The 21,805-nt window shown below is 70.8% G+C and carries 23 protein-coding genes; 19 read left to right on the forward strand and 4 right to left on the reverse strand.

The genetic code is table 11. The annotated features are described in order from the left end of the window. Nucleotides 1-440: 440 nt before the first annotated feature. Entirely contained in the window at nt 441-1,052 is a 612-nt protein-coding gene (locus AB0C01_RS21265; protein ID WP_357571899.1) for a hypothetical protein, read from the forward strand. Here AB0C01_RS21265 and AB0C01_RS21270 read toward each other — a convergent pair. Continuing rightward, entirely contained in the window at nt 1,041-2,810 is a 1,770-nt protein-coding gene (locus AB0C01_RS21270) for an AAA family ATPase (protein ID WP_357571900.1), read from the reverse strand. The two genes, AB0C01_RS21265 and AB0C01_RS21270, sit on opposite strands and share 12 nt — an antisense overlap. A gap of 18 nt (nt 2,811-2,828) precedes the next feature. Between AB0C01_RS21270 and AB0C01_RS21275 the strand changes: the two genes are divergently transcribed. Next, nucleotides 2,829-3,287, forward strand: coding sequence for a pentapeptide repeat-containing protein (locus tag AB0C01_RS21275; RefSeq protein WP_357571901.1), 459 nt, complete (start codon nt 2,829-2,831; stop codon nt 3,285-3,287). Nucleotides 3,288-3,719: 432 nt separating this feature from the next. Here AB0C01_RS21275 and AB0C01_RS21280 read toward each other — a convergent pair whose 3' ends face one another. Continuing rightward, nucleotides 3,720-4,970, reverse strand: a complete 1,251-nt coding sequence (locus AB0C01_RS21280) for a DUF222 domain-containing protein (protein ID WP_357571903.1) — start codon at nt 4,968-4,970, stop codon at nt 3,720-3,722. A 142-nt stretch (nt 4,971-5,112) separates the two neighbouring features. Between AB0C01_RS21280 and AB0C01_RS21285 the strand changes: the two genes are divergently transcribed. Together AB0C01_RS21285 and AB0C01_RS21290 are read left to right on the forward strand one after the other, a co-directional pair. After that, nucleotides 5,113-5,403, forward strand: a complete 291-nt coding sequence (locus AB0C01_RS21285; protein ID WP_357571904.1) for a hypothetical protein — start codon at nt 5,113-5,115, stop codon at nt 5,401-5,403. Between the two features lie 169 nt (nt 5,404-5,572). Continuing rightward, a complete protein-coding gene (locus tag AB0C01_RS21290; RefSeq protein ID WP_357251468.1) occupies nt 5,573-6,424 on the forward strand; it encodes a menaquinone biosynthesis protein in 852 nt (283 codons plus the stop codon). Between the two features lie 65 nt (nt 6,425-6,489). Here AB0C01_RS21290 and AB0C01_RS21295 read toward each other — a convergent pair whose 3' ends face one another. Continuing rightward, on the reverse strand, nt 6,490-7,452 hold the full coding sequence (locus tag AB0C01_RS21295; protein WP_357251471.1) for a hypothetical protein: 963 nt from the start codon (nt 7,450-7,452) through the stop codon (nt 6,490-6,492). Beyond that, on the reverse strand, nt 7,452-8,444 hold the full coding sequence (locus tag AB0C01_RS21300; RefSeq protein WP_357251474.1) for a hypothetical protein: 993 nt from the start codon (nt 8,442-8,444) through the stop codon (nt 7,452-7,454). Before AB0C01_RS21300 ends, AB0C01_RS21295 begins: the two co-directional genes overlap by 1 nt. A 367-nt stretch (nt 8,445-8,811) precedes the next feature. Between AB0C01_RS21300 and paaA the strand changes: the two genes are divergently transcribed. From paaA to AB0C01_RS21375, 15 genes are all read left to right on the forward strand, one after another. After that, a complete protein-coding gene (gene paaA, locus AB0C01_RS21305) occupies nt 8,812-9,903 on the forward strand; it encodes a 1,2-phenylacetyl-CoA epoxidase subunit PaaA (protein ID WP_357251476.1) in 1,092 nt (363 codons plus the stop codon). Beyond that, the gene (paaB, locus tag AB0C01_RS21310) at nt 9,900-10,187 is read left to right on the forward strand and encodes a 1,2-phenylacetyl-CoA epoxidase subunit PaaB (protein WP_355027413.1); all 288 of its coding nucleotides are present in this window, start codon (nt 9,900-9,902) and stop codon (nt 10,185-10,187) included. The genes paaA and paaB overlap by 4 nt, the downstream gene beginning before the upstream one ends. A 76-nt stretch (nt 10,188-10,263) precedes the next feature. Then, nucleotides 10,264-10,989: a 1,2-phenylacetyl-CoA epoxidase subunit PaaC gene (gene paaC / locus AB0C01_RS21315; RefSeq protein ID WP_357571905.1), complete on the forward strand. Its 726-nt coding sequence runs from the start codon at nt 10,264-10,266 to the stop codon at nt 10,987-10,989. A gap of 128 nt (nt 10,990-11,117) precedes the next feature. Next, nucleotides 11,118-11,561, forward strand: coding sequence for a 1,2-phenylacetyl-CoA epoxidase subunit PaaD (paaD, locus tag AB0C01_RS21320; RefSeq protein WP_357572101.1), 444 nt, complete (start codon nt 11,118-11,120; stop codon nt 11,559-11,561). Continuing rightward, on the forward strand, nt 11,558-12,667 hold the full coding sequence (gene paaE / locus AB0C01_RS21325; protein WP_357571907.1) for a 1,2-phenylacetyl-CoA epoxidase subunit PaaE: 1,110 nt from the start codon (nt 11,558-11,560) through the stop codon (nt 12,665-12,667). Before paaD ends, paaE begins: the two co-directional genes overlap by 4 nt. Beyond that, entirely contained in the window at nt 12,664-12,951 is a 288-nt protein-coding gene (locus AB0C01_RS21330) for a hypothetical protein (RefSeq protein ID WP_357571908.1), read from the forward strand. The genes paaE and AB0C01_RS21330 overlap by 4 nt, the downstream gene beginning before the upstream one ends. Then, nucleotides 12,948-14,138 carry a cyclic dehypoxanthinyl futalosine synthase gene (gene mqnC, locus AB0C01_RS21335; protein ID WP_357251484.1) on the forward strand — a complete coding sequence of 397 codons (1,191 nt, stop codon included), beginning with the start codon at nt 12,948-12,950 and terminating at the stop codon, nt 14,136-14,138. Before AB0C01_RS21330 ends, mqnC begins: the two co-directional genes overlap by 4 nt. 422 nt (nt 14,139-14,560) lie before the next feature. Beyond that, entirely contained in the window at nt 14,561-15,919 is a 1,359-nt protein-coding gene (locus AB0C01_RS21340) for an LPXTG cell wall anchor domain-containing protein (RefSeq protein ID WP_357571909.1), read from the forward strand. A 137-nt stretch (nt 15,920-16,056) separates the two neighbouring features. Beyond that, nucleotides 16,057-16,767, forward strand: coding sequence for a demethylmenaquinone methyltransferase (locus AB0C01_RS21345; RefSeq protein ID WP_357251490.1), 711 nt, complete (start codon nt 16,057-16,059; stop codon nt 16,765-16,767). A gap of 127 nt (nt 16,768-16,894) precedes the next feature. Further along, on the forward strand, nt 16,895-17,119 hold the full coding sequence (locus tag AB0C01_RS21350; protein ID WP_355027404.1) for a hypothetical protein: 225 nt from the start codon (nt 16,895-16,897) through the stop codon (nt 17,117-17,119). Nucleotides 17,120-17,258: 139 nt separating this feature from the next. Beyond that, nucleotides 17,259-18,536: a geranylgeranyl reductase family protein gene (locus AB0C01_RS21355; RefSeq protein ID WP_357251493.1), complete on the forward strand. Its 1,278-nt coding sequence runs from the start codon at nt 17,259-17,261 to the stop codon at nt 18,534-18,536. Between the two features lie 135 nt (nt 18,537-18,671). Then, a complete protein-coding gene (locus tag AB0C01_RS21360) occupies nt 18,672-19,037 on the forward strand; it encodes an NADH-quinone oxidoreductase subunit A (protein WP_121655464.1) in 366 nt (121 codons plus the stop codon). A gap of 14 nt (nt 19,038-19,051) precedes the next feature. Next, nucleotides 19,052-19,729, forward strand: a complete 678-nt coding sequence (locus AB0C01_RS21365) for an NADH-quinone oxidoreductase subunit B (RefSeq protein ID WP_124821345.1) — start codon at nt 19,052-19,054, stop codon at nt 19,727-19,729. After that, nucleotides 19,726-20,463, forward strand: a complete 738-nt coding sequence (locus AB0C01_RS21370; protein ID WP_357571910.1) for an NADH-quinone oxidoreductase subunit C — start codon at nt 19,726-19,728, stop codon at nt 20,461-20,463. The genes AB0C01_RS21365 and AB0C01_RS21370 overlap by 4 nt, the downstream gene beginning before the upstream one ends. Continuing rightward, on the forward strand, nt 20,460-21,785 hold the full coding sequence (locus AB0C01_RS21375; RefSeq protein WP_357251500.1) for an NADH-quinone oxidoreductase subunit D: 1,326 nt from the start codon (nt 20,460-20,462) through the stop codon (nt 21,783-21,785). Before AB0C01_RS21370 ends, AB0C01_RS21375 begins: the two co-directional genes overlap by 4 nt. Nucleotides 21,786-21,805: the final 20 nt, after the last annotated feature.

Here is a 21,805-nt window from a genome sequence, read left to right on the forward strand (position 1 = left end):
TCGACGTCGTCTGGGCACTGCTGCGCGACGGCCGCGAGTTCCAACCCACACCACCGCTGACCGCGTCTACGGCTTGACTTGGTCATTGAAACTCCTTCGACGGAGTGGGGTCGAGCTGTGCGCGCGAACCGTTCGGCGTGCTTCTCGAACGCCAACCGGCCCCGTCTACACCGGCGCCGTGGGAAGCAGATCGTCGTCGGATTCCGTACCGAACCTTATGACGCAAAGTCAAAGCTCGGTGACCCCGACGTCGCGGGTGGGGCCACCGGTTGCGCGGGCAGTGCCTATGGTGGGAGCCGCGGCGGCTGACCCGTCGCGCAGGACACAGAGGAGGGTTCCGTGTCGAGCCCGCACAACGAGCTGGACGCCCAGCCGAAGGCCGGGGCGGCGTTCGCCGCGGCTTCCCGGGACCAGGGGGCGGGCGGCCGCGAGGGGCGCCGATGATGGTCGACGAGATCCGCGCCCGGTACGTCGAAGGGCTCACCCGGCTGCTACCCGCCGGTGAGCGGGTGCGCGCGGTGGCCCAGGTCCGCGTGGGCGGAGGTCTGGTCCCGGCGGCGCCCCCGCAGCCGGCGGCGCCTCCCGCCCCCGGTGGGTCGAGAGTGCTGGGTGTCCTGCTCACCGTGCTCTCGCCGAACATCACCTTCGGCCGGGCGGACGGCGCCGTCGACTGGCTCTTCTTCGGCGTCGGAGGTCGAGGCGCACCGGGCTCGCAGGCCTCGCTGCTGCACCACGCCGTGACCGTGGCGACGAAGGGTTTCGACCTCCGCGACCTCGTGCTGGGGGTCACCGACCAGCGGTTGCTGCTCGGCGCGACAGCACCGGTCACCTTGTTCTCCAGCTCGGCGGCGAGCGAACGGGCGCAGACCGACGTCGAACTGCTCGGGTCGGCGCCGCGCACGACGGTGACCGCACGTGTCGGTTGGTACCGGTTGAACTGGAAACGACTGCGGCTCGACTTCGCCGACGGTTCGTGGCTGTCGTTCCACGTGCCGCTGGCCGACTCCGGCCGACCCCTGCGGGAGGTCGCGGCGGCCGTGTCAGCCGGCTGAGCCGACGACGAGCGGGGCGGGCAGCGGCTCGCGGTGCAGCACCGCCAGTCGGGACACCGCCCGGGTGAGCACCACGTACAGGCGGTGTAGCCCGCGCGGCTCGGCCGCGACGATCGCGGCCGGCTCGACGACCACCACGTGGTCGTACTCCAGGCCCTTGACCAGCGTCGCGGGCACCACGGTGACCCGCTCCGCGGCCGCCACGTCGTCGGCGGTCGCGGTCGCGACACCGGCGGCGGCCAGCGCCGCGCGCAGTTCGTCGACCGCGTCGTCCGCCGCGATCACACCCACCGAGCCGTCGTGGGCGAGCGCCGCCCGCACCTCGGCCACCGTCTCCGCGACCAGGTCGGTCACGGTACGCACGTCCAGCCCGCCGTCGTGGCGCAGCGACTCGGCCGGCGGTACGTCCACCGCGAGTGCCGGAAGCAGCAGGTTCGCGAACGCGACCACCGCCGCGGGCACCCGGAAACCAACTGTCAACGGGACCACCACAGCGTCCGGCTTGCCCAGGTGGGCGAGCGATTCCCGCCAGTCCGTCGCCGCCCACGGCGCGGTGCCCTGGGCGAGGTCCCCGAGGAGGGTGACCGAGCCGTGCTCGCTGCGCCGGGCAATGGCCCGACACTGCATCGGGGAGAGGTCCTGCGCCTCGTCCACCACCACGTGCCCGAAACCGGAGGGCCGTTCCAGCAGCCCGGCCGCCTCGTCGAGCAACACCACATCGGCGGCGGTCCAGCGGGTCGCCTTCGCGGTGCGGGCCGGCTTCGACCACGTCAGCAGCGCCTGCTCGGTCTCACTGAGCAGCCCGTCCGCCGCGGTGGCGAGCCGCCCCGGGTCGGAGAGCAGGCCGAAGACCAGCCCCTCCGGGGTGAGCGCCGGCCAGACCGCGTCCAGGAAGTCGACCACGGGTCGGCAGCGGCCCATCCGACGCAACCAGGCATCGCTCGGCGACTCCGCCCGCCGCGCCTCGGCCTGCCGTTGCAGCAGGCTCACCACTCGCGCGCGGACCCGCTCCCGACCCGTGCCGTACGGCAGCTCTTCCCGGCGGGTCTCCTCGACGATCCGATGCAACGGCTCCAGCCCGATCCGCCACCGGAACGAACCGTCCGACACCGTGATCGACTCCGTCGGCGTAGCGATCTGTGCACCCAGCGCACGTCGCAACACACGCGCCATCCGGACGTCGTGCTTGAGTACGGCCACCGCCGGCGTCTCGACCGCCCGCACCGGCACCCGGGAAATCAACTCCTCCACCGTGGCCTGCTCGACCTCGACCTCGCCGAGAGCCGGCAACACCGCCGCGATGTACGACAGGAACGCCCTGTTCGGTCCGACGATCAGCACACCCGCCCGCCGCAGCCGCTCCCGGTGCAGATAGAGCAGGTACGCGGCCCGGTGCAGGCCGACAGCCGTCTTCCCGGTGCCCGGCGCTCCCTGCACGCAGATCGAGTCGGCAAGGTCGGCCCGGACCAGTTCGTCCTGCTCCGGCTGAATCGTGGCGACGATGTCGCGCATCGGCCCGACACGCGGCCGCTCGATCTCGGCGGTGAGGATCCGACTGGTCGTGCCGAGCTCTTCACCCCGATCGAGACGCTCATCCTCGAAACTGGTCAGGACCCCGTTGCTGAACCCGAACCGCCGCCGTACCGCCACTCCCTGCGGATCCCGCGCGCTGGCCTGGTAGAACGACCGAGAGACCGGTGCCCGCCAGTCCAACACCAACGGCTCGCCGCGGTCGTCGGCGACATGCCGACGCCCCACGTGGTACCGCCGACCGTCATGCCCCGAACTGCGCACAACCGCGCCGGGATCCCCGTCGCTGGCCCTGCCCTGCGCGGTGCTGCTGTGCCCGGTGCTGCTGTGCGCGGTGCTGCTGTGCGCGGTGCTGCCCTGCGCGGTGCTGCCCTGCGCGGTGCTGCCCTGCGCGGTGCTGCCCTGCGCGGTGCTGCCCTGCGCGGTGCTGCCCTGCCCGGTGCTGCTGGCGGTCTCCGTGCTGCCGGTCTCCGTGCTGCCGGGATCCGTGCTGCCGGGATCCGTGCTGCCGGGGTCCGTGCCGTCGGGGTCTGTGGACTCGGCAAAGTCGAGGCGGCCGAAGAACAGGGGCGTTGTCGGGTCGTCGGCCAGTTCGGCCACCCGACGGGCCAGGGTGCGGCCGAGTGTCTCCGCCGCGTACGCGTCGCCGGCCACCTGGTCACCGGTGGCGAAGAGGGCTTCGGCGCGCTCCCGCATCCGCCGTAGCGCGCTCCGTGAGGCGGCCAGGTGTGCGCGTTCGGCGGACAGATCCGAGTCGAGCTGGGTGTCGAGATCAAGTGCGGGCATGCTGACGTCCCATCGTTCACATCTGCTGCGCGCTCGCGTGTCCGGGGGCGGATGGCCGGCCGCCCGGCGCGAAAGACGTCCGTTCCGGTGCAGCTCACCTCGGCCGTCAAGCGGCCTGCAACCTTACGCTCCCGAACCCGACGCTTCCAACGAATTACCCAGACGACCACCCATCAGAGATGGCGTGTTGCCCGGTGAGATGGCGCAGAGCCACAGACCCGCAGGGCGGCAGGGCGGCAGGGTTGGGCCGGGCTTGTCCTGGTCCTGGTCCTTGTCCTTGTCCTAGTCCTGGTCCGGGCACAGGCACAGCCGCAGGCACAGGCACGGGCGGCGTGGGCGTGGTCGGCGGCATCAGCAGCGCAGGTGGTAGAGGTTGCGGCGGGGGGCGCGTAGCGGGTCGAGCCAGCGAGGCGGGAGGAACTCGGGCCGGCCGTCCGCCGCGACGCGGACCGCCCAGTCGCCGCGATGGACGACCCGGTGGTGGTAGCCGCACAGCAGCACAGCATTGTCCAACGCTGTCGTCCCACCGTCGGCCCAGTGTCGGACATGGTGACCGTCGCACCATCTCGGCGGCCGATCGCAGCCAGGGAAGGCGCAACCGCCGTCCCGCAGCACCAGCGCACGCCTCAGCGGGCCGGTGAAGAGCCGCCGCTGGCGGCCCACGTCCAGGACCTGACTGTTGCCACCCAGCACGGCCGGCAACAGGTTGGCGTCGCAGGCGAGCCGGCGGACCGCGCCCGGCGTGAGACGAGTGCCGGTCTCCAGGGTGCCGGCACGTACACGGTTGACCAGATCGTCGAGTGACACCGTCACCACGAGCTGAGGCCGGTCGCCGCCGCTGTCGGGCAGCTCGCCCGTACGCAACGCCAGCCGGCAGATCTCGCCCAGCGCGTCGGCACGGCGCTGACCTGGACTGCGATCATCGTGCGCACCGGCCGGGGCGCAGAGCGGGTCGATCGCTTCACGTAGCAGGCTCGCGGTCTCGGTGTCGAGGTTTCCGCTCAGGCGTACCTGACCGTTGTGCTGCTCGGAGAGCGTGACGTGTCGGCGGGCCTCGGCCCGCTCGGTGGCCCGTTGGAGAGCCTTCAGCTCAGCCTGGTCGGCCAGATCCGGTGCGACGTGGGTGAGGACGCGCTCTCCGAGCCGGCTCAGGATGGTCGGATCGAACCGGTCGGCCCAGGCGACCAGGAGTTGCGTGGCTTTGTCCGCCACCTCGGGGCCGGCTTCCGCCGGAAGGGCGGCGATCGTCTCGGCCACCACTCGACCCTGGTCGACGGTGATGGCACCGCTGAGCAGCGCGTCGCGCACCGCTGCTGGCGCGGCGTCGAGGGTGGCGGCGAACTGGACCAGTCGGCGCGCGGAGCGACCGGAGAGCCGGAGCCGCTCCCGCAGCCAGACGGCGGTGGACGAAGCGCCCTGCGCGACCGCCAGGCCGCGGGCGTCCAACTCGCGGACCAGCCCGAGCTGAATGGTGGCCAGCCGCTGCGCCAACACCTGAGTCGCGTCGAGAGAGGCGACCAGGTCATCGTCGGAGAGCCCCCAGAGCGCGGTCTCGGCACAGTCGTCGACCGCGCCTCCTGCCTGCGCCAACGCCCCCAACATGAAGACAGAATAGAACTGACGTACGACACTTTCGGGTTGTCGATGATCAATGGAACGAACCCATTTCCGTCGATCACCGAGCCCGCAAATCGCGTCGCAACACCGCGCCACGCCGCTGGCCGCGGGGGTGCCAACGGCCGGCGTGCTGGTGCCGCTCTGGCTGGTGGCGGGAGCGGCGAACGGTGCGGCGAACGTCTTCGCCAGGCTGCTCATCGCTCTCCGGATGCCGGAGGCGATGCGCGCCCGTGCGTACGCCAGTTTTGGCGCGGCGGTGCAGGGCGGCTCGATGGCCGGTTACCTGCTCGGCAGCGCGCTGCTCACGCGAGCGTCGCCCCGGCCGCTGATCGCGGTGGCCGGCGCGGCCGGGATCCTGGTGGTGCTGGTGTTCGTGCCGGTCGTCGCCCGGGCGCTATACGGGCCGGAGCGCGGGTAACCGGCCGGACCGAAGTGCGACAGGGTGGGCGGACCGGTGGGCGAGCAGCCGGTCCGGCGTTGACGCCAGCGGTGGTAGGTGCCCAGCGGATCAGCAGGACGGATGCGGGCTTGGCCACTCCGGGCCGACCCGCCGAGCCGGACCCGAAGACCGGGGATACGGTCGTGTCATGGCTGAGCGCATCGCACGCCCGCGGGTCGGGCACATCCAGTTCCTGAACTGCCTGCCGATCTACTGGGGTCTGATGCGCTCCGGTGCCCTGCTCGACGTCGACCTGCAGAAGGATTCGCCGGATCGGTTGAGCGCGGCGCTTGTCGCCGGTGACCTCGACATCGGCCCGATCACCCTGTTGGAGTACCTGAAGCACGCCGACGAGCTGCTCCTCCTGCCGGACCTGGCGGTGGGCAGTGACGGACCGGTGCTCTCGGTCAACATGGTCTCCACCCGACCTCTCGACGAGCTGGACGGCGCCCGGGTGGCGCTCGGCTCGACCTCGCGGACCGGGGTGATGCTGGCCCAGTTGCTGCTCGCCGAGCGGTACCACGTGCGGCCCGAATACTTCCGCTGCCCGCCGGACCTGACGCAGATGCTGCTCGAGGCCGACGCCGGGGTGCTGATCGGGGACGTGGCGCTGCGGGCGTACTACGAGGCGCCGAAGCGCGGGCTCATCGTCACCGACCTCGGGCAGGCGTGGCGGGAGTGGAGCGGGCTGCCGATGGTCTTCGCCGTCTGGGCGGTCCGCCGCGACTTCGCCGCCGCCCACCCGGGTCTGGTCAAGGAGGTGCACGAGGCGTTCCTACGCTCGCGGGATCTCTGCCTGGCCGAGCTGGACCAGGTCGCCGAGGCCGCAGCCCGCTGGGAGACGTTCGACGCGGAGACGCTCGCCACGTACTTCCGTACCCTGGATTTCTCGCTCGGTGACCGGCAGGTCGCCGGGCTGCGTGAGTGGGCCCGGCGAGCCGCCGCGATCGGTGCGGCCCCGGAGTTGCCGGAAGGCGGCCCGGAGTTCTTCGCCGGCTGACCGGCGGGTCGGCCCCGCGGCGCGCTGACCGGGGGTCGGCCCCGCGCTGTGCGCGGGGCCGCGGCTCAGGTGCCGGGGCGCAGGAGCGCCTCGGTGATCTTCTCGCAGTTCTTCATGCCGTAGTCGTAGCCCATGTTGATCGGGTACTTGACCATTACGCCCATCGTCCAGGTGTCGCCGATGGCCAGGCAGTTGATGTGCATCTCCTGCTCCTTGGTCCGGTCGATCCACCCGTTCTTGATGGCGATCTGCTTCTGCTCGTCGGCGGGGAAGGCCTTGCGGATGCCGAAGTCACCAGCGCCGCGGACCAGCTTCATCTCGTTGAGCAGCCACTTGGTCCACTTCGGCCCGGCGGCGGTGCCGGTGGCGATGCAGTTGCCCAGGCGGGCGGTGTCCCGGGGGGAGAGCGCCGTCCGACTCCAACCGCCGTCGGGGGCCACCTTGCTGTCGGTCAGCTTGCACATGGAGATCAGCCGCTTGATCGAGGCGTCCCGGTCGACCTGGTTGTAGAACTGTTCGGCCCGGGTGTTGTCGCTGTCCCGGATGATCCGCGTCGCGTCGGCGAGCTTCGCGTCGCTGGGCGTCTGGCCGGCGTCGGCCGCGCGACGCAGGTAGTCGGCCACGATCCAGGACTTGATCATCGAGGCGGTCGTGCTTGTCTCGTTCATGTTCTTGGAGCCGATGATCTGCCCGGTGCGCCGGTCCAGCACGCTCCAGGAGTACCAGCCCTCGATGTCCAGCTTGAGATCCTTGGCCACGAACGGCAGCGGCTCCAGCGACGGGCTGGGGCTCGGTGACGGCGCGGTCGGCTGGCGGGCACTCCGGTTGGTGCCTGCGCCGGTGGGGCGGTCGCTCGTGCCGGAGCCGGCGTCGCCCCACTTGGCGGCGGCTGCCGACTCGAACGGTGACCCCGGGAGCAGCCGCAGCGACACCAGCACCAACCCGATCAGGATGACGGCGATGGCGATCAGCCGCAGCGGGGACGCCTCACCGCCGCCACGCCGGTCGGCCCGCCGATTTCCCGCCATCAGAGCTTCCCGACCGGTTGCTGGGGCACCTTGAGCGCGGCGCCGGGCTGGGGGGTGACCAGTTGGGTGGCCACGCTGGCACACACCTTCGCGCCGTAGTCGAGACTGTTCCTGGCCGGGTACCGCAGCATCACCGCGAGACTCCACTTGCCGGTGACGGCGAGGCAGTTGACGTGCCAGTTGGCGTCGTAGTAGATCCGCGTCCATCCATTCTTGATGCTGACCGGGCCCTGCGCGGTGATCGACTTTGGCAGGCCGTCGATGATCCCCCAGCGGCCGCCGCCAGTCCTGGCCTTCTGGTCCTTCGCCGCGGTGGTGCCCCGGACCTTGCTCATCTGATCCAGCACCCACGGGGTCCACTTCCGGCCAGCGGCCTTACCGTCGGCGATGCAGTCGCCGAGCCGGACCGCGTCCCGCGGGGACATCTGGGTGAAGCTCCAGTAACCGGAGAACGGCTTGATGTTGCCGCGTTTGGTGTCGGTCAGTCCGCAGATCTTGATCGCCCGCTGGATCACCGCGTCGGGCGTGCTGCTCGTGGATGGCTTGTACGAGCCGCCCGCGGCAGCGTGGACCTGGTTGGCCGCGGTGTCGTTGCTGTCGATGATGGCGAGGCTGGCGGCCTTCTTCAGTGCCGGCGGCGGTTCCCTGTCGCCGAGCTGCCGCAGGTAGTCCGAGACGATCCACGCCTTGATCATCGACTCGGTGGAGCTGGTCTCGGCCATGTTCGGCGACCCGGAGATCGCGCCGGTCTGCCGATCCAGCAGAGCCCAGGAGAAGAAGTCGCCCTGGAAGTCCACCGACACCGGACCGGCCGCCAGCGTGGGCGGCGGCGGTGGCGCGGGTGCTGGCGCGGCGACCTGCGAGGCAGCGCCGCCTCCACCGCCTCCGCCGCTGTCGCCCTTGGAGAGTCGGGCGTACGCGGCGGGGACCAGGAGGACGCCGCCGAGCAGGATCGCCACGATGGCGAGCACCAGGGTCACGCGGGAACGCATGAGTGGGTGAACTCCAGGTGTCAGGGCCGGGGGACCGGCTTGTTGTCCGGACGGATCGGCCGATCGCCAAGGCCGGGGGAGGTGGCCTCTGTCTGGCGGCAATCATCTGAAGCCGATCGGTGTGCCGGCCGAAAGTCTACGTCCGGCTGGGTGACTTGCCAGGACCCGACACTAGGCGACCTGGGATAAAGGTGAGATATGCGACCGGTATGCGGCTCTTGCGGGGATTCACCTTTGTTTCGTGGCCCAAGTCACGCCGCCAGCCCGGCGGCCGGGTCACGCAAAGCGCTCATTCCGCTACGGATCGGATGCCGGAATCCTGTTACACCCTATGGCTTCTTGGATGGCCAGCTGTAACACTTGTCCCATGTATGGCAACGACTTCCCGACCCCGACCGACACGTCGGACGCCGCTGCGGGCGACGCGCCCGCCGCCGGCCTGCTGGGCGAGGTCGAGGCCGCCGAGGCAGAGCTACGCGCGGCGGCGGCGCGCGGTCGCCGTGGCGGACCCGCGCCCGACGAGGACCTCGCGGCGTACTTCGCCGAGGTGGTCGACGCCGAGCAGAAGATCGAGCCACGCGACTGGATGCCCGACGCGTACCGCCGGACGCTGATCCGGCAGATCGCCCAGCACGCCCACTCCGAGATCATCGGCATGCAGCCGGAGGGCAACTGGATCAGCCGGGCGCCCTCGCTCAAGCGCAAGGCGATCCTGCTGGCCAAGGTGCAGGACGAGGCGGGTCACGGCCTCTACCTCTACGCCGCCGCCGAGACCCTCGGCATCAGCCGCGACGAGCTGGTCCGACTACTGCTCGACGGTCGCCAGAAGTACAGCTCGATCTTCAACTACCCCACCCTGAGCTGGGCCGACGTGGGCGCGATCGGCTGGCTGGTGGACGGCGCGGCGATCGTCAACCAGGTGCCGCTGTGCCGCTGCTCGTACGGCCCGTACGCCCGAGCGATGATCCGGGTCTGCAAGGAGGAGTCGTTCCACCAGCGGCAGGGCTACGAGATCCTGCACACCCTGGCACACGGCACCCCGGGGCAGCAGGCGATGGCCCAGGACGCGGTGGACCGGTGGTGGTACCCGTCGCTGGCGATGTTCGGCCCGCCGGACGGCGACTCCACGCACTCCGCCCAGTCGATGGCCTGGAAGATCAAGCGCTTCTCCAACGACGACCTGCGGCAGCGTTTCGTCGACATGTGCGTCCAGCAGGCCGAGATCCTCGGCGTGCGCATTCCCGATCCGGACCTGCGCTGGAACGAGGAGCGGCAGGCGTACGACTACACCCAGCCGGACTACGACGAGCTGCTGCGGGTGATCTCCGGCGACGGGCCGTGCAACCGGGAGCGGATCGCCCACCGCCGGGCCGCACACGCCGAGGGCGCCTGGGTCCGCGAGGCCGCCACGGCGTACGCCGCGAAGCGGGCGCAACAGAAGGAGAAGGTGGCCGCGTGACTACCGAACACTCGCCGCTCTGGGAGGTCTTCGTGCGGGCGCGACGCGGGTTGTCGCACACCCACGTCGGGAGCCTGCACGCCCCCGACGCGGAGCTGGCCCTGCGCAACGCCCGGGACCTGTACACCCGCCGTCAGGAGGGTGTGTCGATCTGGGTGGTGCCGGCCGGCGCGATCACCGCGTCCAGCCCGGACGAGAAGGACGCCTTCTTCGACCCGGCCGCCGACAAGGTCTACCGCCACCCCACCTTCTACGAGGTGCCGGACGGGGTGGCCCACCTGTGAGCGAGCGGAGCGAGCGAACCAGCCGGCTCAGCAGCGGGGCGCTTCGCGCCGCCGCCGAGCGCAGCGAGGTGGTGGCGTGAACGGGCCGTACGACTTCACCCTCGCCCTCGCCGACGACGCGTTGGTCGCGGCGCAACGACTGGCCGAGTGGACGACCCGCGCGCCGGAGATGGAAGAGGACATCGCGCTTGCCAACATCGCCCTCGACCAGCTCGGGGCGGCGCGGCTGCTGCTGTCGTACGCGGGCGAGCTGGAGGGCGCGGGCCGGGACGAGGACGCGTTGGCGTTCCTGCGCGACGACCGCGAGTTCCGCAACGCGCTCCTGGTCGAGCTGCCCAACGGCGACTTCGCGGTGACCATGGCGAAGCTGTTCTTCCTGGCGGCCTACCAACTGCCGCTGTACACGGCGCTGGCCGGTTGCGCCGACGAGCGGCTGGCCGCGATCGGCGCGAAGGCGCGCAAGGAGTCGGCGTACCACCTGGACCATGGCGCGTTGTGGGTGAAGCGGCTCGGGGACGGCACCGAGGAGTCGCACCGTCGGATGCAGGCGGCCGTCGACCAGGTGTGGCCGTACACCCACGAGTTGTTCGCCGCGGACCCGGCGGCGCCGGTCGACCCGGCCACCCTGCGGCCGGCGTTCGACGAGACCGTCGGCGCGGTGCTGGCCGAGGCGACGCTCACCCGGCCGGAGAGCGGCTGGGCGCCGGCCGGCGGGCGGGACGGCGTGCACACCGAGCACCTGGCCTACCTGCTCGCCGAGATGCAGGTGCTGCACCGCGCCCATCCCGGAGCGCGGTGGTGAGCGCGAGGAGTGCAGCGCAGCGGAGCCCCGCAGTCGCGAGCGGCGGCGGCACGGTGAGCGCGCGGAGCGCGAACCCGCCAGCCACGACCGGCGGCACGCTTAGCGCGCGGGAGGCCGCCGCCGGTGTCGTGGACCCGGAGATCCGGGTGATCACCATCGACGAGCTGGGCATCCTGCGGGCGGTCGAGGAGGATCCGGCCAATGGCCGGGTCACCGTCACCATCACCCCGACCTACACCGGTTGCCCGGCGATGGACGTGATCCGCACCGACATCCGCCGCGCGCTGGCGGTCGCCGGCCACCCCGACGCCGAGGTCCGCACCGTCTACAGCCCACCGTGGAGCACCGACTGGATCTCCGAGGGTGGGCGGGCCAAGCTCGCCGCCGCCGGGATCGCCCCGCCGGCCCCGGTGCCCACCTCCGGCGTCGTCCCGCTGACGCTCGCGGTCCGCTGCCCGCAGTGCGGGTCACCGGAGACCGAGCAGGTCAGCCGGTTCGGCTCCACCGCGTGCAAGGCGCTGTGGCGCTGCCGTTCCTGCTCCGAACCCTTCGACCACCTGAAGGCGCTGTGACTGTCACCATCACCCGTCCGGTCCGCCGCCGACCGGTCTTCCACCCGTTGTCGGTCGCGGCCGTCGACCGGCTCACCGACGATGCGGTCGCGGTGACCTTCGCCGTACCCGAGGATCTGCGGGAGACCTTCGCCTTCCGCGCGGGTCAGCACCTCACCGTGCGGCGAGCCGCGGAGGACGGCACGGATGTGCGCCGGTCGTACTCGATCTGCTCCACCCCCGACGACCTGGCCCGGCACGGCCGGTTACGGATCGGGGTGCGGGAGATCCCCGGCGGCGCCTTCTCGGCGTTCGCGTGCGGGGCGCTGCGCGGTGGCGACACCGTCGAGGTGCTGCCGCCGTTGGGCACCTTCACCACGGCGTTCGCGCCGGACCGGGTGCGGCACTACGGCGCGGTCGTCGCCGGCTCCGGCATCACCCCGGTGCTCGCGCTCGTCGCGACCGCGCTGGCCGTCGAGCCGGCCAGCACCTTCACCCTGGTGTACGGCAACCGCACGGCGAACACGGTCATGTTCGCCGAGGAGCTGGCCGATCTGAAGGACCGCTATCCCACCCGGCTGCACCTGGTGCACGTGCTCTCCCGGGAGCGGGGCGAGTCGGCGCTGCTCTCCGGGCGGATCGACGCCGAGCGGCTGGCCCGGTTGCTGGGCACCATCGTGCCGGGCGACGTGATCGAGGAGTGGTTCCTCTGCGGCCCGTACGCCATGGTGGTCGACGTCCGGGACGTGCTGACCGGACGCGGGCTGCCCGAGTCGGCGGTGCACACCGAGCTGTTCCACGTCGACGCGCCGCCGGAGCCGGTGCGGCGTCCGGTGGACCAGGCGGGTGCCGGGGCCGAGGTGACCATCGTGCTGGACGGCAGGTCGTCGAGCTTCACGATGGGTCGCGAGGAGCGGGTGCTGGACGCCGCGTTGAAGGTGCGTGGCGAGCTGCCGTACGCCTGTAAGGGCGGCGTCTGCTCGACCTGTAAAGCGAAGGTGGTCGACGGGTCGGTCACGATGGCCCGCAACTACTCCCTGGAGCCGGACGAGTTGGCCGCCGGTTACGTCCTGACCTGCCAGTCCAGCCCGACCACCGACCGACTCACCGTCGACTACGACGCATGAGCGCGCCGAACGACCGGGAGTTCGTCGAGCGGTTCGCCGAGGTCACCGGCGGGCGACGGCCGACCGGTTACGTGGAGGGGTGGGAGGCGTACGTGCCGGCCTGGCGCAACCGCCGCACCCGCGTCGATCTTGCACTTTCTGTCGCCTGTTTGCGTGGAATGCCCCTGATGCCGCGACAGAAAGTGCAAGATCGCGGAAACGGTGTGGCGCGAGATCCTGACATCACAGCCCTGAACCACCCCTCAGGGCCAACGCGCGTGACCGGCGTAGGCTCGGGGGCGTGACGGTGAGCCGGGAGATCGACGACATCCTGCAGCGGGGCGCGGACGGCGGGCGGATCACGCCCGAGGAGGCGTTGCTGCTCTACACCGAGGCGCCCTTCCACGCGTTGGGCGAGGCGGCGGACGCGGTGCGTCGGCGGCGCTACCCGGACAACGTCGTCACGTACCTGATCGATCGCAACATCAACTACACGAACGTCTGCGTGACGGCGTGCAAGTTCTGCGCGTTCTACCGCGCGCCGAAGCACACGGAAGGGTGGACCCACCCGACCGAGGAGATCCTGCGCCGCTGCGGCGAGGCGGTCGAGCTGGGCGCCACCCAGGTGATGCTCCAGGGCGGGCACCACCCGGACTACGGCGTGGAGTACTACGAGGAGCTGTTCTCCTCGGTCAAGCAGGCGTACCCGCAGCTGGTCATCCACTCGATCGGCCCCAGCGAGATCCTGCACATGGCGAAGGTCTCCGGGGTGAGCCTGGACGAGGCCATCGCGCGGATCAAGACCGCCGGTCTGGACTCGATCGCGGGCGCCGGCGCGGAGATGCTGCCGGAGCGTCCGCGCAAGGCGATCGCGCCGCTCAAGGAGTCGGGCGAGCGCTGGCTGGAGGTCATGGAGCTGGCGCACCGGCAGGGCATCGAGTCGACCGCCACCATGATGATGGGCACCGGCGAGACGCACGCCGAGCGCATCGAGCACCTGCGCATGATCCGGGACGTGCAGGACCGCACCCGCGGATTCCGGTCCTTCATCCCGTGGACGTACCAGCCGGAGAACAACCACCTCAAGGGCCGCACCCAGGCCACCACCCTGGAATACCTGCGCCTCGTCGCGGTGGCCCGGCTCTTCTTCGAGACCGTGCCGCACCTGCAGGCGTCCTGGCTGACCACCGGCAAGGACGTCGGTCAGCTCTCGCTGCACATGGGCGTGGACGACCTCGGCTCGATCATGCTGGAGGAGAACGTGATCTCCTCCGCCGGAGCGCGGCACCGCTCCAACCTGCACGAGCTGATCGGCATGATCCGCTCGGCGGACCGGATCCCCGCGCAGCGCGACACCCTCTACCACCGGCTCGCGGTGCACCACACGCCTGCCGACGACCCGACCGACGAGCGGGTGGTGTCGCACTTCTCCTCGATCGCGCTTCCCGGCGGCGGCGCGGGCCGGTCCCTGCCGCTCGTCGAGGTCAACTGACGCGGCGCGTCGCCCGGCCGTTCGGCTGACCGAGGCTCATGCTCCCGCCGGCTCGCCTCGGCGGTACGGGTGGTCCGGGCCGCCGCAGCGTCAGGCTGTCCGCCGCGGGGTGGTGAAGGTGATCGGCGGCCGCTAGCGTCCCGGCTCGTATCCGTCACCACCGGCGAGCGCGAATCACCGCGATCGCGCTGGTGGCGGGTGGTTTGATGGTCGTTCGTGGGCTGTCCTCCATCGGCCCGTGGCGGGTCGTTCATATAACGCACGGCGGTACGGGCGGGATGGGTGACCATCCCGCCCGTACCGTCTCCGGACCCCGGGCCGGACGGATGAATTGGGCCGCGCACGCTGGCGTGCGTGATCGACCTCCGATAACGTCCGCTCGTTCCGCAATCAATCTTTCTTCCCTACCCCCCGGGGGACCGATGACAGCGTTCCACCGCTCGGCCCTGGCCCGCGCTGGCGTGGTGGCTCTGCTCGCGGCCGGTGGCCTGGCCGCCGTGGCCGCCCCGGCGCAGGCCGCCGACCAGGCCGATCTGGCCCTGGTGCCGCTCAGCTCCGAGCTGGCCAAGGGCGTCAAGGCGGCCAAGGCCAAGCCGTTCAAGTTTCTGGTCGACAACACCCGGAGCACGGTCGCCGCCAAGGGCGTCAGCTACACCGTGGACACCAGCAGTTTGCTGAAGAGCGTGGTCGGGGTCGTCGTGCCCAACGGCTGCCAGGTGAAGGGCAAGACGTTCACCTGCCCGCTCGGCGACGTGCCGGCCGGTACCAGCGAGGACTTCGGCATTCCGCTCTTCTCCACGGGTGCGCGCGGCGAGGCCGGGACGCTGGTGGTCACCATCACCTCGGCCACCGCCGACCCCGAGAAGAAGGACAACAGGGTCGAGCACGACATCACCGTCGGCAAGCGCGGCTACGACCTGACCAGCTGGGTGCAGGACGTCTACGCGAACGTCGTGGTGAACGGCGTCCAGGGCGACGACCCCAACCTCCGGCCGGTCAAGCGCGGCGAGACGGTGCCGCTGGACTGGGCGGTCTACAACGACGGCAGCCGCAAGGCCACCGGCCTGTCCTACGTGCTCACCCTCCCGGCCGGCGTCACCTTCGCCACGCTGCCGGACGCCTGCACGTCGCAGACCTTGGGCGGTGTCGCCCAGGCCCTCTGCGAGGACGACGGTGCGGTGATCAAGCCCGGCGAGTACTACACGGCGGACGTCAAGGTGACGGTCGGCGCGAACGTCACCGAGTCGGTGCTGCGGGTCGGTGAGCTGGTCGCGCAGGGTCTCGACGGTGCCACGGGTCAGGCCGAGGAGCAGCCCGAGCCGGCGACCAGCGCCCAGCGCAAGGCCTTCACCGAGGTCGACGAGAGTGACAACCAGGCGATCTTCGACGTCTTCGTCGACCTGACCGCGCAGCCGACCCCGACCCCGACCCCGACTCCCACGGCCACCCCGACGTCCACGGCCACCCCGACGCCCACCGCCACGTCGACGCCCACGGCCACCGCGACGCCCACGGCCACGTCGACGCCGGGTGGGACCGCCACCCCGACGCCGGGTGGTACGCCCAGCCCGGGTGGTACGCCGACGCCGGGCGCGAGCACGTCGCCGGCTGCCGGTGGTGGCGGCTCCGGTGGTGGTGGCCTGCCGGTGACGGGTGTGCAGGTCGGTCTGATCGGTGGCATCGGCGGCCTCATCCTGCTGCTGGGCGGTGCGCTGCTGGTGCTCTCCCGCCGGCGCAAGGTCGTCCTGGTCGCCCCGAGCGACGAGAAGCCCACCGACTGACAGCGGTACTGGCAGCCGGCGTCCGAACGCCGGAACGACGCGAGGGCGGGGTGGGCGACCACCCCGCCCCTTCGCGTACCGGGGGTGCCGCACCACCCCACGGGCACCGCCTGGCGGACGACTGGCAGAGTGGAGGGGTGAGCCGTTCCCCGCAGGGCCAGCGCGCCAGTCTGGACAAGCAGCCGCACGAGGTCGCCGCGATGTTCGACGGCGTGGCGGAGCGCTACGACCTCACCAACACGGTGATCTCCTTCGGCCAGGACCGGTCCTGGCGTCGGGCCACCCGGGCGGCGCTCGGGCTGCGGCCGGGCGAGCGGGTGCTGGACGTGGGCGCGGGCACCGGCGTCTCGACCCGGGAGTTGGCGCAGTCCGGGGCGTACGCGGTGGGGGCTGACCTGTCGTTGGGCATGCTGTACGCCGGCAAGCGGGTCCGTCCCGAGGTGCCGCTGCTGGCCGGCGACGCGCTGCGGCTGCCGTTCGCCGACGCCAGTTTCGACGCGGTGACCATCTCCTTCGCGCTGCGCAACGTCAACGACACCGACGCGGCCCTGCGCGAGCTGGCCCGGGTCACCCGGCCGGGTGGGCGGTTGGCGATCTGTGAGTTCAGCACCCCGGTCAACCCGGTCTTCCGAACGGTCTACCTGTCGTACCTGATGCGGTCGCTGCCGGTGGTCGCCCGAACGGTGTCGAGCAACCCCGACGCGTACGTCTATCTCGCCGAGTCGGTGCGGGCCTGGCCGGCGCAGGAGGCGCTTGCCGGCCGGGTCGCCGCGGCCGGGTGGGGCCGGGTGGCCTGGCGCAACCTGACCGGTGGTGTGGTGGCCCTGCACCGGGGGATCCGCGAGTAGTCGTCGCGACCGACGCGGGCCGCACGACGATCACCGAGCCGGCGGGCCGGACGGCCACTCACGCGGACATTGCTCAGGTTTCGTGAATGTCGGTCTTTAGTCCACTTTGCCCCGTACGCTCGTCCGCATGACCGGAGCAGACCCGGCGGACCCGGTGGCCGCCACCGACGACGACGCTGCCGAACTCGTCGCGCAACTGCGCGCGTTGGCCGGAGCCGATCCGGTGGAGGTCCGACAGGTGGTCGCCGAGGTGTTGGCGGCGCTGGACCGGGCGGCGGGCGGTGCGCTCCGGGAGCATCTGCCGGAGGCCATTCGGGTCGATGCGGGTCTGGACGCCCCCAGCCCGGCCTGACACTCGACCGCTGTGGACGGTCGAGGGCTGTCACATCGGCGAGTTAGGTACCCCTGATCCTGCGCAGGTATGACGCCGGTCATACACTCGTCCCGTCTGGCTTGTGAAGCATTTCACGAGCGTGCGGGAGGAGGCGCGAATGACCGCGGTGGAACATGACGCCGACGTCATTGTCGTGGGCGCCGGTCCCGGTGGGTCAGCTACTGCGTACCACCTGGCTCGGCACGGCGTACGGGTGCTGTTGTTGGAGAAGACCGAGTTCCCGCGGGAGAAGGTCTGCGGCGACGGGTTGACCCCGCGCGCGGTGCGCCAGCTCGTCCGGATGGGTGTGGACACCTCGCCCGAGGCCGGCTGGCTGCACAACCGCGGCCTGCGGGTCATCGGCGGCGGCGTGCGTCTGGAGCTGGACTGGCCCGAGCTGGCCAGTTTCCCCAACTACGGCCTGGTGCGCACGAGGCTGGACTTCGACGACCTGCTCGCCCAGCGGGCGGTGGCCGCCGGCGCCAAGCTCCGAACCAACGTCAACGTGCTGGGTCCGGTGCTCGACGGCGACGGCCGGGTCACCGGCGTCGAGGCGGAGGTCGGGCCGGGTAAGGAACCGGCCACGTTCCACGCCCCGCTCGTCGTCGCCGCGGACGGCGTCTCCGGCCGGTTCCCGCTCGCGCTCGGGCTGGCCAAGCGGGAGGACCGGCCGATCGGCGTGGCCGTCCGCCGCTACTACCGCTCGCCGGCCAAGCACGAGGACAACTACCTGGAGTCCTGGCTGGAGCTGCGCAGCAAGGACAGCGGCGACAACCTGCTGCCCGGGTACGGCTGGATCTTCGGCCTGGGCGACGGCCGGGTCAACGTCGGCCTCGGGGTGCTCAACTCGTCCTCCGCGTTCGGCAAGACCAACTACCGCCGGCTGCTCACCGACTGGCTCGCCAACACCCCGGAAGACTGGGGGATGACCGACGAGACGAACGCCGACGGCCCGATCCTCGGCGCCGCGCTGCCGATGGGCTTCAACCGGGTGCCCCACTACACCCGAGGGGTGCTGCTGGTCGGCGACTCGGGCGGCATGGTCAACCCGTTCAACGGCGAGGGCATCGCGTACGCGATGGAGTCCGGCGAACTGGCCGCGGAGGTCATGGTCCAGGCCCTCGCCCGGCCGGCCGGGCCGGAGCGGGAGCGGGCGCTGCTGGCGTACCCGAACGAGCTGAAGGCCCGCCTCGGCGGCTACTACCGGCTGGGCGGCATCTTCGTGAAACTGATCGGCCGTCCGGAGATCATGCGGATCGCCACCAAACACGGCATGCCGCACCCGACGCTGATGCGTTTCGTGCTCAAGCTGTTGGCCAACCTGACCGACCCGCGTGGCGGGGACGCGATGGACCGGGTCATCAACGCGATGACGAAGGCCGCGCCAGCTGTCTGAGTAGGACGGCATCGGTGCTGGTCACGGCCCCGACGCTGACAAAGATCGACCCCCGCCGACTGCCACTGCGAGGGACGTGAATAGTGTGATTTTCGTCAAGCACCGAGGGCAGGGAAGGACGAGCAGGAGAAAACGATGTCGCTCTCGCCTTACGCACCGATCATCGGGCTGTTCGCCCTCGCCGCGGCGTTCTCGCTGTTTTCCGTCGGCGCCGCCCGCTTCGCCGGTCCCCATCGCTACAACAAGGCCAAACTCGAGGCTTACGAGTGCGGCATCGAGCCCAGCCCGCAGCCGGTCGGCGGCGGCCGGTTCCCGATCAAGTTCTACCTGACGGCGATGCTCTTCATCGTCTTCGACATCGAGATCATCTTCCTCTACCCCTGGGCGGTCTCGTTCGACGCCCTGCCGATCTTCGGCTTCGTGGAGATGGTCCTGTTCATCGTCGCGGTCTTCGTTGCGTACGCCTACGTGTGGCGGCGCGGCGGCCTGGACTGGGACTGAGGAAGGAACGTCAGATGGGCATCGAGGAGAAGCTTCCCGCCGGCGTCCTGCTCACCTCGGTGGAGAAGCTGGTCAACTGGTCCCGGAAGTCGTCCGTGTGGGGCGCCACCTTCGGCCTGGCCTGCTGCGCCATCGAGATGATGGCCGCCGGTGGTCCGCACTACGACATGGGCCGCTGGGGCATGGAGGTCTTCCGGGCGTCCCCCCGGCAGGCCGACCTGATGATCGTGGCCGGCCGGGTGAGTCAGAAGATGGCTCCGGTGCTGCGCCAGATCTACGACCAGATGGCCGAGCCCCGCTGGGTGCTCTCCATGGGCGTCTGCGCCAGCAGCGGCGGCATGTTCAACAACTACGCGATCGTGCAGGGCGTCGACCACGTGGTGCCGGTCGACATGTACCTCCCCGGCTGCCCGCCCCGGCCGGAGATGCTCATCGACGCGATCCTCAAGCTCCGCGAGAAGATCATGTATGAGCCGCTCGGCCCGAACGGTCGCAAGATGCTGGCCGCTCGCCAGGAGCGCGGCGACGTTCCGATCGTCCCCTACGGCTCCATGCCCTCCTCGTACCGCAGCGACAAGGCCCGCCGTGCCGAGTGGACCCGGGCGGTCCGCGAGGGCCGCGAGGAGCAGTTGCGGATCGAGAACTGGATGAACGCTCAGAACCACCTCCACCCGCAGGCAGGCCCCAAATGACGTCACCCACGGACAAGCCCAACGACGGCGGGGTGCCGGTGCCGGTCACGCCGGCCGGCGCCACCAGCGGTGCCCCCGCCGAGCTCCCGCCGGCCAGCCCGGCCGGTCGCGGGATGTTCGGCAACCAGGGCACCGGCGACGTGTCCGGCTACGGCGGCCTGGTCCGCCAGCGCCAGCCCATCGAGGAGGCGGCCCGGCCGTACGGGGGCTACTTCGACGAGGTCCGCGACGCGTTGGAGGAGGCGTACCCGGCCTTCGCCGACGCGATCGAGAAGGTCGTGGTCGACCGGGGCGAGCTGACCCTGCACGTCCGCCCGGAGCGGATCGCCGAGGTCTGCCAGGTGCTGCGTGACGACCTGGCGCTGCGGTTCGAGCTGTGCTCCTCGGTGTCCGGCGTGGACTACCTGGGCGCCGACGAGCGCCGGCTGCACGTGGTCTACCTGCTCACCTCGATGACGTACCGGCGTCGGGTCCGGCTGGAGGCCGCGGTCTCCGTGGCGGCCCCGCACCTGCCCAGCGTGACCGCGGTCTACCCGACGGCGGACTGGCAGGAGCGGGAGGCGTACGACATGTTCGGCATCGTCTTCGACGGCCACCCCAACCTGACCCGGATCCTCATGCCGGACGACTGGGAGGGCCACCCGCAGCGCAAGGACTACCCGCTCGGCGGTGTCCCCGTCGAGTACAAGGGCGCGGAGATCCAGCCGCCGAACGAGCGGAGGTCGTACCAGTGACGACGTCGAACTACGCGAGTGAGCGCGAGACCGACGAGGGTCGGGTCTTCACCGTCACCGGTGGGGACTGGGACACCATCGTCTCGGGCACCGACCCGATCAACGACGAGCGGATCGTCGTCAACATGGGTCCGCAGCACCCGTCCACGCACGGGGTGCTGCGGCTGATCCTGGAGCTGGAGGGCGAGACGGTCCGCGAGGCCCGATCCGTCATCGGCTACCTGCACACGGGCATCGAGAAGAACCTCGAATACCGCAACTGGGTTCAGGGCTCGACGTTCGTGACCCGGATGGACTACCTCGCCCCGATCTTCAACGAGACGGCGTACGCGCTCGCGGTCGAGAAGCTGCTCGGCATCACCGACGACATCACCGAGCGGGCCACCACCATCCGCGTGCTGATGATGGAGCTCAACCGGATCTCGTCGCACCTGGTCTGGCTGGCCACCACCGGCATGGAGCTGGGCGCGATCTCGATCATGCTGTACGGCTTCCGCGAGCGGGAGTACATCCTCGACATCTTCGAGACCATCACCGGCCTGCGGATGAACCACGCGTACGTCCGGCCGGGCGGCGTGGCGCAGGACGTGCCGGACGACGCGATCGTCAAGATCCGCGAGTTCCTCAAGATGATGCCGAAGAAGCTCAAGGAGTACGAGGACCTGCTCTCCGGCCAGCCGATCTGGACCGAGCGGACGAAGAACGTCGCGGTGCTGGACGTGACCGGCTGTGTCGCGCTCGGCATCACCGGTCCGGTGCTGCGCTCCGCCGGCCTCGCCTGGGACCTGCGCAAGACCATGCCGTACTGCGGTTACGAGAACTACGAGTTCGACGTGCCGACCCACCCCGACGGTGACGTGTGGGGCCGCTACCAGGTCCGGCTCGCCGAGATCCGGGAGTCGATGAAGCTTGTCGAGCAGGCCCTGGACCGGCTCCGTCCGGGACCGGTGATGGTCGCCGACCGCAAGATCGCCTGGCCGGCGCAGCTCGCCATCGGCGTGGACGGCATGGGCAACTCGCTGGAGCACGTCGCGAAGATCATGGGTCAGTCGATGGAGTCGCTGATCCACCACTTCAAGCTGGTGACCGAGGGCTTCCGGGTTCCGCCCGGCCAGGTGTACGTCGCCATCGAGGCGCCCCGCGGCGAGCTGGGCGTGCACGCGGTCTCCGACGGTGGCACCCGGCCGTACCGGGTGCACTACCGGGAGCCGAGCTTCGTCAACCTCCAGGCTCTCCCGGCGATGGCCGAGGGTGGCCTGATCGCCGACGTGATCGCCGGCGGCGCCTCGTTGGACCCGGTCATGGGGGGTTGTGACAGGTGAGTGCGAGGAGTGAGCTTGCG

It is taken from the genome of Micromonospora sp. NPDC048905 (genome assembly GCF_040649655.1).
Classification (GTDB): Bacteria; Actinomycetota; Actinomycetes; order Mycobacteriales; family Micromonosporaceae; genus Micromonospora.

Excerpts from the sequence above, each read along its gene's own strand:
- paaA (WP_357251476.1), top strand. The coding sequence starts at position 8,812 with ATGTATGGCAACGACTTCCCGACCCCGACCGACACGTCGGACGCCGCT.
- AB0C01_RS21275 (WP_357571901.1), top strand. The coding sequence starts at position 2,829 with ATGCCCCGAACTGCGCACAACCGCGCCGGGATCCCCGTCGCTGGCCCT.
- AB0C01_RS21360 (WP_121655464.1), top strand. The coding sequence starts at position 18,672 with ATGTCGCTCTCGCCTTACGCACCGATCATCGGGCTGTTCGCCCTCGCC.
- AB0C01_RS21280 (WP_357571903.1), bottom strand. The coding sequence starts at position 4,970 with ATGTTGGGGGCGTTGGCGCAGGCAGGAGGCGCGGTCGACGACTGTGCC.
- AB0C01_RS21290 (WP_357251468.1), top strand. The coding sequence starts at position 5,573 with ATGGCTGAGCGCATCGCACGCCCGCGGGTCGGGCACATCCAGTTCCTG.
- AB0C01_RS21350 (WP_355027404.1), top strand. The coding sequence starts at position 16,895 with ATGACCGGAGCAGACCCGGCGGACCCGGTGGCCGCCACCGACGACGAC.
- AB0C01_RS21365 (WP_124821345.1), top strand. The coding sequence starts at position 19,052 with ATGGGCATCGAGGAGAAGCTTCCCGCCGGCGTCCTGCTCACCTCGGTG.
- AB0C01_RS21340 (WP_357571909.1), top strand. The coding sequence starts at position 14,561 with ATGACAGCGTTCCACCGCTCGGCCCTGGCCCGCGCTGGCGTGGTGGCT.
- AB0C01_RS21300 (WP_357251474.1), bottom strand. The coding sequence starts at position 8,444 with ATGCGTTCCCGCGTGACCCTGGTGCTCGCCATCGTGGCGATCCTGCTC.
- AB0C01_RS21295 (WP_357251471.1), bottom strand. The coding sequence starts at position 7,452 with ATGGCGGGAAATCGGCGGGCCGACCGGCGTGGCGGCGGTGAGGCGTCC.
- AB0C01_RS21370 (WP_357571910.1), top strand. The coding sequence starts at position 19,726 with ATGACGTCACCCACGGACAAGCCCAACGACGGCGGGGTGCCGGTGCCG.
- AB0C01_RS21265 (WP_357571899.1), top strand. The coding sequence starts at position 441 with ATGATGGTCGACGAGATCCGCGCCCGGTACGTCGAAGGGCTCACCCGG.
- AB0C01_RS21330 (WP_357571908.1), top strand. The coding sequence starts at position 12,664 with ATGAGCGCGCCGAACGACCGGGAGTTCGTCGAGCGGTTCGCCGAGGTC.
- AB0C01_RS21355 (WP_357251493.1), top strand. The coding sequence starts at position 17,259 with ATGACCGCGGTGGAACATGACGCCGACGTCATTGTCGTGGGCGCCGGT.